Origin of the sequence: Rhizobium chutanense (assembly GCF_002531935.1) — a bacterium.
GTDB lineage: Bacteria > Pseudomonadota > Alphaproteobacteria > Rhizobiales > Rhizobiaceae > Rhizobium > Rhizobium chutanense.
This window is the reverse complement of the sequence record NZ_NWSV01000010.1, coordinates 67,380-80,324: the sequence shown is the minus strand read 5'-3', so window position 1 is coordinate 80,324 and position 12,945 is coordinate 67,380. Positions and strand designations below refer to the sequence as shown.

Sequence of the window (12,945 nt, the reverse complement as noted above, 5' to 3'; positions counted from 1 at the left end):
GCCGCCGGTCAGGCTGCACTGATGCGGCGCGGCTCCGCGGCACGTCGCTCGGTCAGCATCTCGGTGATGAGATCTGCTGTGACGGGCTTTCCGAACAAATAGCCCTGCAGGCAATCGCAGCCGAAGAGGCGCATGGCGATTGCCTGCTCCTCGGTCTCGATGCCTTCGGCCGTCACCGGAATGTCGAGCGAGCGGGCAAGCGCCACCGTTGCCTGCAGCATCTCGCGCTGGCGCTTGTCCTCGTTGACACCCATGACCAGCGAGCGGTCGATCTTGATCCGGTCGAAGCCGAACTGCCTGAGATAACCGATCGAGGAGAAGCCGGAGCCGAAATCGTCGAGCGCCACCTTGACCCCCAGCGCCTTCAGCCGTTCGATCGACTGGCGCGTGCGCTGCGGATTCTGGATCATATAGCCTTCGGTGATCTCAAGCGTGATGCGCCCGGCCTCGATCTCCGTCTGCTTCAGCACGTAGCGCACATAGTCGGCAAAGGCGGGATTGCGGAACTGGCCGGGCGAGACGTTGACCGAAACGTTGAGCTCCGGCCATTGTTTGGCCGTCTCGCAGGCCTTGCGCAGCACGAACAATCCGAGCGATTCGATGAGGCCGCTGGTCTCGGCGATCGGAATGAATATCTCGGGTGAAACAGGGCCGTGACCCGGACGGTTCCAGCGCACCAGTGCCTCGACACCGGTCGGCGCATGCGTCGCCGCATCGATCAGCGGCTGGTAGGCGAGCGTCAGGTCGCCGCTTTCGATGGCGATCCTGAGATCGAGCTCCAGCGCATTGCGCTGCTCCCGGTCCGCATCCATCGACGGATCGTAAAGCATCATGCGCGCGCGGCCGGCTTCCTTCGCCTTGTACATGGCAAGGTCGGAGCGACGCACCAGTTCTTCACGCTCGATCGTGCCGGACGGGGACATGGCGATGCCGATGCTGGCCCCGACGACGACGACGCGGCGACCGATTTCCAGCGGATCGACGAGAAAATCGAGGATCTGCTCGGCAAGCTGCAGGGCGGCGGCATTCTCGCTGTCGGAGAGAAAGGCGATCGCAAATTCATCGCCGCCGATGCGGGCAAGCACCGCGCCTTGCGGAATGAGCACGTCGAGCCCGGCCGCGACGGCGCGGATCAACTGGTCGCCGGTACCATGGCCATAACTGTCATTGACTTCCTTGAAGCCATCGAGGTCGAGATAGAGGAGCAGCACGTTGCGCTTGGTCTGGCGCGCCTCGACGACGAAACGGTCGACGGCAAGCCCGAGACCGTCGCGATTGGAAAGGCCGCTCAGCCGATCTCGCAATGCATCCTCGCGAGCGTTGTTTTCCTCGGTTTTCAGCCTGCGGCCGGCAAGCCAGCCGATGACCAGCAGAACCACGAAGAACAGCCCGACGAGGCCGAGCGCCTGGATGACCATCGGCCGCACCTGCGCATAGCCGACGTCACCCGGCGACCGCGAGGTCCAGATGAGCTTCTTGAGCGTCGCTCCCGCCGGATCGGCGATCGGCACGAAATAATCGGCCTCGACGTTCGCCGGCGCCAGCCTCAGGCCGCCGATGACATAGGTCTGACCGAGTGCTGCCACCCTGTCGTTGTCGAGATGGCGGGCGAAAACCAGATAGCGGTGCTGGCCGGCGGGCACGTCAAGCGCCCCGGATTTTTTCCGCACCAACGCCACGCCGACAGCGGCTATTCCCCGCTCGGTCGTGACGAAGCCAACCGCCTGCGGGGTACCGGTCGGGCCGGCAGCCTTCACCGTCTCGAACAGGGTCCAGAGCGACGGCGCGAAGAAATTCGCAAGCGGCTCCTCCATCGGCTTGCCGTCGCGATAGGCCATGATCGCCTTCTTCTCGTCATCGATGACGATCGCCATGTCGAAAAGCGCGCTGTTGACCGACATCTCGCCGTAATTGCTGACCGTCCAGGCCATACCGTCGGGCGCGTAGACGTTGACGGCGGCATCGTCCCAGGCGGCGTAATCGTCGAGCGTCGCGCCGAGCTGATCCTCGAAAGTCTTCAACGCGCCGATCGTCGTTTCGCGCGAGCGCTCGTCATCGAGGAGATTGGCATTTTCGGCCACGCGCTCGAGCGCCGTCAGCACCATGATGGTTGCAACCGCGACGATGACGGCAAAGGAAAAAAGCACGCCCGTAACGGTAAGGTGACGGCCTACTCCCAATCCCTTGCTCTGCGACTTCCCGACTGTCTGCATCACGGCTCCCTGACCGTCCGACATTGCCAGTCAAGGGTTCAAAAACGTTTAAGCAAACGCTGTAGATCTTTGCGCCCGCACGTGGGGGTCACGATCAACCCGCCTTATGATTGCCTTTCGGGAATTGTGCTGCGAGTTCGCGATACCACCTGCCGCTTTTCTTCACGGTACGGACCTGCGTTTCATAATCGACATGGACGAGGCCGAAGCGCATGCGATAGCCTTCCGCCCATTCGAAATTGTCCATCAGGCTCCAGGCGAAATAGCCACGCATGGGATAACCGTCTTTGATGAGGCCGGCCACGACATCGAGATGGTCGCCGAGATAATCGAGACGCATCGTATCGTCGACCTCGCCGTCGACGACGCCGCTGTTGTCGCAGGCGCCGTTCTCGGTAATGTAGCATTCCGGAAGTTCGTAGCGGCGATAGAGGTCCTCGACCAGGAGCTTCAAGGCCGGCGCATAGATTTCCCAGCCGATATCGGTCTTGACGTCGCTTGCCGGCGGCGCTTTCACCGTCCAGGGGAAATCGCCCTTGCGTTCGGCATCGTCGGCGACCCGCTCAGGCGTGTAGTAATTCAGACCCCACCAATCGAGCTTCTGGCTGATGAGCTTCATATCGCCGTCCTCGATAACAGGCATACGGTCGCCGAGCGCCTCGACGAATTCCCTCGGATATTCTCCCTTGAAGACGGGATCGAAGAAGGCGCCGTTGTGGAACTGATGCGCGCGTTCGGCGGCAGCCAGATCGGCCGGGCTGCCGGAGCCAGGAATGACCGAGGCGGCATTGAGCACCAAACCGACCGGCACATCGGGAGCTTCCGAGCGGATCGCCTCGACGCCGAGGCCATGGGCAAGGTTCATATAGTGCATGGCGTGAAGGGCAGCCTGCATGTTGCGCTCGCCGGGAGCATGAATGCCGTAGAGGTGGCTCAGCCAGACGATGCACCAGGGCTCGTTGAAGGTCGCGACAGCGTCGAGACGGTCGCCGAGACGGTTCATCACCGTCTTGGCGTAGCGCTGATAGGCATAGGCGGTCGAGCGTGCCGTCCAGCCGCCATCGCCGGCAAGCAGCAACGGCAGATCCCAGTGGTAGAGCGTGGCGAAGGTCTTGATCCCCCGCGCCTTGCAACCATCGACCAACCGGTCGTAGAAATCGAGGCCGGCCTCATTCACCGGACCCGTGCCGTCGGGGATGATGCGCGGCCAGGCAATGGAAAAACGATAGGCTTCGACGCCCATCTCCTTGATGAGATCGAGGTCCTGCTCCAGCCGGTTATAATGGTCGCAGGCAACGTCGCCATTGTCGCGATTGTAGACGCGGCCGGGCATGTTGCAGAAAGCGTCCCAGATGGACGGCTTGCGGCCATCGGCCTTGCCGGCGCCCTCGATCTGGAAGGCGGCGGTGGCGACGCCGAAGGTGAAATCACCGGGAAAGCGGCCTGCGAGTTTTTTCGGGTCGATCATCTGAAATCCTATCTCTAGGTTGAGGCCGTTTGCGCGGGATTTAACCAAGGCCGAAGGCAAAGTACAGGCCGGCGACGATAAAAACTGCAACGTTACAGGAAGGCCGCGCCGCTGCTGGCCGATCAAGATAAAACAAAATATGCCGAGGCAGCTCCAGCCGCCTCGGCATTGTCATCAAGCGCTGCGCGCCGGTCGAATCGGGTAATTCAGACCTTGACCCATGCGCCGTTCTTCTTGGAAGACGCAACGCAGGCTTCGACGAAGGCCACCCCCTTCACGCCGTCATCGACGGTGGGATAGACCACCGCCTTGTCGACATCCTTGCCCTTCTTGCGGGCATTGATCGCATGCGCGGCTTCCGTATAGATCGTCGCAAAGGCCTCGAGATACCCTTCCGGATGCCCCGACGGCACGCGCGAAACGCGGCCGGCAGCCGCGCCTGACCCGGCGCCGCCCCGGGTGATCAGCCGCTTCGGCTCGCCGAACGGCGTGTACCAGAGATAGTTCGGGTCCTTCTGGGTCCATTCCAGCCCGCCTTTGGTTCCGTAGACGCGGACCATCAGGCCGTTTTCATGGCCGGGCGCCACCTGGCTGCACCAGAGCATGCCCTTAGCCGGCTTCTCCGAGCCCTTCGCCTTGAACCGCAGCATGACATGGGCATTATCGTCCAGCCGGCGGCCGGGAACGAAGCTGTCGAGGTCGGCGGCCAGGCTGTCGAGCTCCAGCCCGGTGATGAAGGAGGCGAGATTATAGGCATGCGTGCCGATATCGCCTGTCGACCCGCCGACGCCGGACTGCGCCGGATCGGTGCGCCAGGCGGCCTGTTTCTGCCCGGTCTGCTCGACGGCTTCCGTCAGCCAGTCCTGCGGGTATTCGGCCTGCACGACTCTTATATCGCCGAGTTCGCCGTTCGCGATCATCTCACGCGCCTGACGGACCATCGGATAACCGGTGTAATTATGCGTCAGCACGAACAGCGCGCCGCTCTCGTCGGCAACCTTCTTCAGCTTCTTCGCATCGGCAAGGTTCGATGTCAGCGGCTTGTCGCAGATGACATGGATGCCACGCTTCAGGAATTCCTTGGCTGCATCGTAGTGCACATGGTTCGGGGTGACGATCGCCACCGCCTCGATACCGTTTTTCAGCTTCGCCTCGCGGATCGCCATCTCGCGATAGCTGGAATAGGTCCGCGACGGATCGAGGCCGAGGTCGCGGCCGGACTGCACGGCCTTGTCGGGCGTCGACGACAGCGCGCCGGCGATAAGATCGTACTGATCGTCGATGCGCGCCGCGATACGGTGCACCGCGCCGATGAACGCGCCTGCGCCTCCCCCCACCATGCCAAGCCGGATGCGCGGCTCGCGGGTCTGTTCGGATGATGCTTCGATTGCCATTCTTGTCCTCCTGAAATTTTTTCTTCCCTTCTCCCCGGCGGGGAGAAGGCGGCCCGAAGGGTCGGATGAGGGGGCTACACGGCAGATTGCCTTTCGCTTGCCGCTCAAGGCATTCGTCGCCATCGCTCCTCATCCCCCTCATCTGCCCTGACGGGCATCTTCTCCCCGCTGGGGAGAAGGGAAATAGGACCTAAAGCCCCAGCATCCGACGGTTTGCCGCCTGGTCCGTGCCGCCGGCGGCAAAATCGTCGAAGGCTTTCTCGGTGACGCGGATGATATGCGCGGCGACGAATTCGGCCCCCTCGCGGGCGCCGTCCTCCGGATGTTTCAGCGCGCATTCCCATTCGACCACGGCCCAGCCGTCGAAATTATTGGCGGTCATCTTCGAGAAGACTGCGCCGAAATCGACCTGGCCGTCGCCGAGCGAGCGGAAGCGGCCGGCGCGTTCCACCCAGCCCTGATAGCCGCCATAGACGCCCTGGCGCCCGCTTGGATTGAACTCCGCATCCTTGACGTGAAACATCTTGATGCGGTCCTTGTAGATGTCGATATTGTCGAGATAATCGAGGCACTGCAGGACGTAGTGCGAGGGATCGTAGAGCATGTTGGCGCGGGGATGGTTCTTCACCCGCTCCAGGAACATCTCGAAGGTGATGCCGTCATGCAGGTCTTCACCCGGATGGATTTCGTAGCAGACATCGATGCCGTTCTCATCCGCATGGTTGAGGATCGGCGTCCAGCGGCGGGCAAGTTCGTCGAAGGCGGTCTCGACCAGGCCGGCGGGACGCTGCGGCCAGGGATAGACGAAAGGCCAGGCAAGCGCGCCGGAGAAGGTCGCATGCGCCTTGAGGCCGAGGTTTTTCGACGCCGTCAGGGCCATCTTGACCTGCTCGACCGCCCATTCCTGACGGGCTTTCGGATTGCCGCGTACCTCGGGGGCCGCGAACCCGTCGAAGGCTTCATCATAGGCCGGGTGCACGGCGACAAGCTGGCCCTGCAGATGGGTGGAAAGTTCCGTGATCTCGATGCCGTTTTCGCGGGCCTTGCCGGCGAATTCGTCGCAATAATCCTTGGATGTGGCAGCCTTTTTCAGATCGATCAACTGGCTGGCCCAGGTCGGCACCTGGACACCCTTGTAGCCGATGTCGGCCGCCCATTTGGTGATCGCGTCCCAGGAATTGAAAGGTGCGGTATCGCCCGCGAACTGGCCAAGGAAAAGGCCGGGGCCCTTGATCGTCTTCATGTCAGATTCCTCCCTGAATATCGACCGTAAACGTTTCTGAAATGTTGTAGCACGCAATTTGGCGGGCGCAAGGCGCCTCCTCGCCCTTGCCGGCGGATTTGGCGCGAAGCCAGATCCGAGATGGCCGCGAGCTAATCATGATGGGCTTTGGCGGGCAAGAGGTACGTGCAGCATTTTCGGTGGGGCACGGTATGGAAGCATGAAAATGCGCCCATCCCTGACGAATGGGCGCATCTCTCCGATCGATGGATCAGAACGGAGAATCCGGGAAATAGAAGTCCTTGGCATTGTCCTTGGTAACGAGCGTGGCATCGAGGATGTAATTGCCGTGGACCGGAACCTGATCGTAGAGCGCCGCCGCCGTCAGTTCCATTGCCGTGCCGACCATTGCCGGCGGGTAGAGAACGTCGACCGGGATCAGCTTGTCGCCGTCCATGACTTTCTTGACCATGTCCTTGGACCCGGCGCCGGCAACGACATATTTGATGTCGGTGCGCTTGGCCTGCTCGATCGCCTGCAGAACGCCGACGGCCATGTCATCGTCCTGACACCAGACGACGTCGATCTTCTGGTACTTGGTCAGATAGTCCTGCATCACCTTGAAGGCATCGTCACGGTTCCAGTTGCCGTACTGGCGATCGAGAACCTTGACCTTGGAACCGGCAATGCCCTTGTCGAAACCGTCCTGGCGCTGCTGGTCGATCGGGATCGGCAGACCGCGGATGATGACGACTTCGGCGTCCGGAGTCTTTTCGGCAATGTACTTGCCGGCGACTTCGCCGAGAGCCGGATTGTTGCCGGCGACGTAAAGGTCGCGCACGGAATTGTCGTTGTTGCTCGGCGCGCGGTCGACAAGGGCGACGAACTTGCCCTTGCCTTTGACTTCCTTGATGGCGTTGACGAGCGGATCCGGGTCCGACGGCAGGATGACGAGAGCGTCGATACCCTGCGTATCGAGATCCTGCACGGCATTTGCCTGTGTGGCCGCATCCGGCGAGGTCTTGACGATGACGTTCAGCCCCGGATGTTCGGCCATCAGCTTCTTGGCAATACGCTCGGCATGGAACACGACGCCTGAGGTCCAGCCGTGATCTGCGGCCGGAATGGACACGCCGATCGTGTAGTTCTTGTCCTGGGCGTAGGCTGCGCCGGCAAAAGCCACCCCCGCAACGGCCAGACCCAACATGAGCTTGCGCATGCTATTTTCCTCCCAAAAATATCAGGGACTTGTCCAATTCGAGCCGGGTGCCCTGTGAAGCCCGACCAATCCGAGAAGGAGTTTGCCTAGGATTTGCGAACCAGCGACCGCTGCACCAGCATGGCAATGATGATGATTGCCCCCTGAATCGCGCCAATCAGATACTCGCTGATGAAGTTCGAAAGCAGCATGATGTTGCCGACGAGTTCGAGAATGAAGGCGCCGCAGATCGTGCCCCAGACCCGGCCGGCGCCACCCTTGAGAGCCGTGCCGCCGACGACGACGGCGGTGATGGCCTGCAACTCCCACAGGATACCGGTCGTTGCCGATGTGGAACCGAGACGCGGCACATAGAGCAGCACGGCAATCGCCACACAGAGACCCTGGATGACGAAGGCAATGGTGCGCACGCGGTTGACGGCAATGCCCGAATAGCGCGCGACGTCACTGTTCGAACCGACAGCCACGACATGGCGGCCGTAGCGGGTGCGGTACAGGATAAAAGCTGCGATCCCGGTAACAACAAGGATCACCACGATCGGCACAGGAATGCCAAGAATGTTGCCGAAATAGGCCGGACGGTAGAGCGTCTGGATTTCACTCGAGCGCAATGTGATCGCGCCGCCCTGCGACAGCCAGGTGGTCAGACCGCGATAAATACCCATTGTGCCGAGCGTGGCGATGAAAGGCTCGATCTTGCCGACGGTGGTGATGAGCCCGTTTGCGAGACCGCAAAGAGCCCCCGCAATCACCGTAAAGACCACGGCAGCCGTCAGCATCAGCACCGGATCGGCAATGACGCCCGAATTGATGAGCAGGATCATCAGGCTGGCGACGAAGGCGACCATCGAACCGACGGAAAGGTCGAGGTCTCCGGCCGAGATTACGAAGGTCGCGCCGACCGCGATAATGGCGATGAAAGCGCAGCGTGTCGCGACGTTGGCAAGATTGGTGATGCCGATGAAATTCGGATTGACCAAGGCGCCGACGATCAGGAGCAGGGCCAAGGCGGCAAACGGCGCAACCGCGCGCAGATCAACGTCACGCCAGGACCTGCGCCGGACCTCCCTGGTTTCCTCGTGAATACTCATCTCCAAAACCAACCTCCCGTCCCAGACTGTCTGGGCATGTTGTCTTTTGTCCGCGCCGGCGAAGTCCCGCCTCGCCCTCAGGCCGCGGCCTTCTTTTTGAGCCCGGCCGCGTAACGCATGATCTCCTGCTCGGAAATCTCATCGCCTTCGAGCACGCCGACGATCCGCCCCTCGCGCATGACGGCCACTCTCGTGCAGAGCCCGATGACCTCAGGCATTTCCGACGAAACGACGATGATCGACCGGCCGTCCCGGGCGAGCGCCGAAATGAAATGATAGATCTGCTGCTTGGTGCCGACATCGATGCCGCGCGTCGGCTCGTCGATGATGATGATGTCGGGCTCGGTCTCCATGACCTTGGCGAGCAGCAGCTTCTGCTGGTTTCCGCCGGACATGCGGCCGGCGATGACATTGCCGTCGCGAACCCTGATGTCGAAACGGCGTTTGGCCTTCGCCAGTGCAGCCGCCTCGCTGGCCGGGCTGAGATAGCCGTGGCGGCCGTGCCTTTCGAGCGATTGCAACGTCAGATTAGCCACCATGCCGGAGCGCAGCAGCAGCCCTTTCGACTTGCGGTCCTTGGTCATGTAAGCGAGCCCGCAGCGATTGGCGGCATGCACGTCACCGGAGGGAACCATTTCGCCCTTGATGACCACCTCGCCGTCAAGACGGCTTCGCAAGCCGGCGATCGCTTCCATCAACTCGGTACGGCCGGAGCCGATCATGCCGGAGAAGCCGATGATCTCGCCCTTGCGCACCTCGAAGCTCGCATCCTTCACATAGCCAGTGGACACCGAGGCAACGCGGAGAACGACCTCCTCGTCCACGTCAGGCTCGACCTTGGCGGGATAGAGGCTGGAAAGTTCGCGGCCGACCATCAGCTGCGCGATCGATTCCCCGTCCAGAATTGAGGTCGGCGACGTCTTGATCCACTGGCCGTCGCGCAAGACCGTCACCCGATCGGTCAATTCCATGACCTCGTCGAGCTTATGGGAGACGAAGACGAAACTCGTGCCCTGGTCGCGAAGCTTGCGGACCTGCTTGAACAGCATATTGGTCTCTTCCCGCGACAAGACCGCGGTCGGCTCGTCCATGAACACGACCCGCGCGTCACGGCTGATCGCCTTGGCGATTTCGACCATCTGCTTGTCGGCGATGGAGAGCGTGCTGATCAAAGCATTTTCATCGACATGCGAACCGAGCACATCGAGAACTTTACGTGTCTCGGCGCGCATATATTTGCGGTCGAGCACGCCGAAACGCGTGACTTCGCGCCCGAGAAACAGGCTCTCCGTCACCGTCAGATGGTCGGCGAGATTGAACTCCTGATGGATGATGACGATGCCGAGCGCTTCCGCTCCGCCATTGGGCGGCAGCACCACCGGCCTGCCGTCGAGCAGGATCTCGCCGGAACTCGGCTGCTCGAAACCTGACAATACCTTGACGAGCGTGGATTTGCCGGCACCGTTTTCGCCCATGAGCGCGTGGATTTCTCCGGCACGGAGATCGAAATTGACGCTGAAGAGCACCTGCACGCCGCTGAAAGATTTGCATATGCGCCTGGCGGACAGCACCACGGGTGCGGTGTCGGCGATCTCCACGGTCATCATGCCCTCCCCCTAGAGCGCCGCGCACCGGCATTACGCACCGGCAACGCTCCCTCACTTGAACTAGCGCGCATTTTCCTTCTGAAAACCGCCCTGGGTGCTCAAGAGGCCTGCGCATGCGGCTCCCGCCCGCTTCGAGCTCTATGTAAACCTTTACATCAGGCATGTAAAGGTTTACATCGTGGATTAACACCGATGAGTTGAAGCTTGCCTTTGACCTCTCGACAAGTCTGTGTAGTGTCGCGGCGAAGACAGCCCAAGGCAGAGCTCAGTGTCGAATTCTACGCCCGCAACCATCGAAGACGTCGCCCGGATCGCCGAGGTCTCCATCGCGACGGTTTCGCGGGCGATCCACACGCCGGAAAAGGTCGCCAACTCGACGCGGCTCAAGGTCAACCAGGCGATCGCCGTCACCGGTTATACGACCAATGCCATGGCGCGCAGCCTGAGGCTCGGCCGCTCCAATATGATCCTCGTGGTGGCACCGGATATCGGCGACCCCAATTTCTCCAACATCCTCGTCGGCCTGGAGAATGAGGCGCGCGCGCACGGCTACGGCGTGCTGATCGGCCACACGCAGAATGACGCCCAGCGCGGGCTGGAATATCTGAAATTCTTCAACTCCAATCAGGCTGCCGGATTGATCCTCTTCACCGGCATCCTGCCCTTCGGCCATCAGACCATGACCGCGCGGCTGCCGCCGAGCGTCGGCGTTTTCGAACCCGTCTTCAACGGCGGCATTCCCTATGTCGGCGTCGATGATACCGAGGGAGCGCGAAAGGCGGTGGACCTGCTGCTGGCCGAAGGCCATCGCAAGATCGCCTTCATCGGCGATTCGCGCACCCGGCTTGCCTTTATCCGGCGCCGCATGGGGTATGATGCCGGGCTCGACGCCGCCGGCATTCCGCCCGATTTGAGGATCGTGCTCGAAGGCGACGGCACGATCGAAAGCGGCCGGCATGCGGTCGAACAGCTTTTCATGCGCGATACGCTTCCCACGGCCTTCATGTGCGTCAACGACCAGACGGCGATCGGCGTCATGATCGGGCTCGGCGCGCGCGGCTACGACATTCCGCGGGATTTCTCGGTAACCGGTTTCGACGACGTGCCGCAGGCCGTCTTCATATCCCCGCCGCTGACGACGATCCGCCAGCCGCGAACAGCGATCGGCAAGCAGGCGATGGCGCTGCTGCTGGAACTCCTGTCCGATGGCCGGCCGGCCGAGACGGAAATCCTGCTGCGGCCGGATCTGGTGGTGCGAAACTCCGTCTCCGCGCCATCGCGAAACTGGTCGAAACGCTGAACCGATATTGGCTGGCAGTCATCGGACGGAGATGGTTGCGCCGGCGACCGATGGCCGCCGGCGCCTATCATCAAACGTAACGGTTGACGATGTTCTCGAGCAATTCCTGCTTGCCGGATCTCGGCTGCGGATTGACGTCCTTGCTTTCGACCCAGTTGGTGATCTCATCCAGCGAATACTCGCCGCGGAAGAGCTTCTGCGCTTCGGCCGATTCCCAGCCGGCGTAACGATCGGCGAGCGGCTGCGACAGAGCCTTGTCCTCGATCATCCTGGCGGCGGCCTTCAGGCCGCGGGCGCAGCAATCCATGCCGCCGATATGGCCGATCAGGAGGTCCGCCGGATCGAGCGACTGGCGGCGCAGCTTAGCGTCGAAGTTGGTGCCGCCGGTCTTGAAGCCTCCGCCCGCCAGGACATGGTAATAGGCAACCGCCATTTCCGGAACATTGTTCGGGAACTGGTCGGTGTCCCAGCCGGACTGGTAGTCGTTGCGGTTCATGTCGATCGAGCCGAAAATGCCGAGCGCATTGGCAAGCGCCAGCTCGTGCTCGAAGGAATGGCCGGCCAGGATCGCATGGCCCTGCTCGATATTGACCTTCACCTCGTTTTCGAGGCCGTGCTTCTTGAGGAAACCGTAAACAGTCGCGACGTCGTAATCATACTGGTGCTTGGTCGGCTCCTGCGGCTTCGGCTCGATCAGGATCGTGCCTTTGTAGCCGATCTTGTGCTTGTATTCGACGACGAGGTTGAGGAAGCGTCCGAGCTGGTCGAGCTCGCGGCCGATATCGGTGTTGAGCAGGGTTTCATAACCTTCGCGACCGCCCCAAAGCACGTAGTTCTCACCGCCGAGCTTCTGCGTGGCGTCGATGCAGGTTTTGACTGTCGCAGCAGCGAAAGCAAAGACATCCGGGTCCGGATTGGTGGCTGCACCCGACATATAGCGGCGGTTCGAAAACAGGTTCGCCGTGCCCCAGAGCAGCTTGGTGCCGGTCGCGGCCTGCTTTTCGGCGAAATAATCGACGATCTCGTTCAGGTTCCTGGTGTTCTCGGCAAAATTCTTGCCTTCCGGGCGCACATCGGCGTCATGGAAGCAGTAATAGGGCGCACCCAGCAGCGAGAAGAATTCGAAAGCGACGTCGGCCTTCAGCTTGGCAGCCTTCATCGTGTCTTCGAACCAGGGACGCAGGAAGGTCTGGCCGCCGAAGGGGTCGCCGCCCGGCCAGGTGAAGGTGTGCCAATAGGCCACCGCAAAGCGCAGATGGTCTTCCATGCGCTTGCCGAGGACGATCTCGTCCGGCTGGTAATAGCGGAAGGCCAGCGGATTGGTGCTGTCGGGGCCTTCATATTTGATCTTCTGGATATCGCCGAAAAATCCGGTGCTCATCTTGGGGTCTCCTTGGGTTCGTATCTCTTGGCAGTTCTGAATTCATGTCT

The 12,945-nt window shown here is 61.5% G+C and carries 9 protein-coding genes; 1 reads left to right on the top strand and 8 read right to left on the bottom strand.

All coding sequences use genetic code 11. From position 1 onward, the window contains the following. Window positions 1-8: 8 nt before the first annotated feature. The 7 genes from CO666_RS17380 to CO666_RS17350 all read right to left on the bottom strand — a co-directional run bounded on the left by CO666_RS17380 (window position 9) and on the right by CO666_RS17350 (window position 10,211). Window positions 9-2,213: a bifunctional diguanylate cyclase/phosphodiesterase gene (locus CO666_RS17380; RefSeq protein ID WP_097613343.1), complete on the bottom strand. Its 2,205-nt coding sequence runs from the start codon at window positions 2,211-2,213 to the stop codon at window positions 9-11. 94 nt (window positions 2,214-2,307) lie between these two features. Continuing rightward, window positions 2,308-3,681: a GH1 family beta-glucosidase gene (locus tag CO666_RS17375; RefSeq protein ID WP_097613342.1), complete on the bottom strand. Its 1,374-nt coding sequence runs from the start codon at window positions 3,679-3,681 to the stop codon at window positions 2,308-2,310. 206 nt (window positions 3,682-3,887) lie between these two features. After that, the gene (locus CO666_RS17370) at window positions 3,888-5,075 is read right to left on the bottom strand and encodes a Gfo/Idh/MocA family protein (RefSeq protein WP_097613341.1); all 1,188 of its coding nucleotides are present in this window, start codon (window positions 5,073-5,075) and stop codon (window positions 3,888-3,890) included. Between the two features lie 190 nt (window positions 5,076-5,265). Beyond that, window positions 5,266-6,318, bottom strand: a complete 1,053-nt coding sequence (locus CO666_RS17365) for a sugar phosphate isomerase/epimerase family protein (RefSeq protein WP_097613340.1) — start codon at window positions 6,316-6,318, stop codon at window positions 5,266-5,268. A gap of 250 nt (window positions 6,319-6,568) precedes the next feature. Continuing rightward, on the bottom strand, window positions 6,569-7,516 hold the full coding sequence (locus CO666_RS17360) for a substrate-binding domain-containing protein (RefSeq protein WP_097613339.1): 948 nt from the start codon (window positions 7,514-7,516) through the stop codon (window positions 6,569-6,571). Between the two features lie 86 nt (window positions 7,517-7,602). After that, the gene (locus CO666_RS17355) at window positions 7,603-8,607 is read right to left on the bottom strand and encodes an ABC transporter permease (RefSeq protein WP_097613337.1); all 1,005 of its coding nucleotides are present in this window, start codon (window positions 8,605-8,607) and stop codon (window positions 7,603-7,605) included. Window positions 8,608-8,684: 77 nt separating this feature from the next. Beyond that, window positions 8,685-10,211 (bottom strand): sugar ABC transporter ATP-binding protein, encoded by a 1,527-nt coding sequence (locus tag CO666_RS17350; protein WP_097613466.1) that lies wholly within the window; start codon window positions 10,209-10,211, stop codon window positions 8,685-8,687. Window positions 10,212-10,482: 271 nt separating this feature from the next. Between CO666_RS17350 and CO666_RS17345 the strand changes: the two genes are divergently transcribed. Next, complete coding sequence (locus tag CO666_RS17345) at window positions 10,483-11,514, top strand: LacI family DNA-binding transcriptional regulator (protein ID WP_097613336.1); 1,032 nt, start codon at window positions 10,483-10,485, stop codon at window positions 11,512-11,514. A 70-nt stretch (window positions 11,515-11,584) separates the two neighbouring features. Here the strand turns inward: CO666_RS17345 and xylA are convergent, their stop codons facing one another. Continuing rightward, entirely contained in the window at window positions 11,585-12,895 is a 1,311-nt protein-coding gene (gene xylA / locus CO666_RS17340) for a xylose isomerase (protein WP_097613335.1), read from the bottom strand. Window positions 12,896-12,945: the final 50 nt, after the last annotated feature.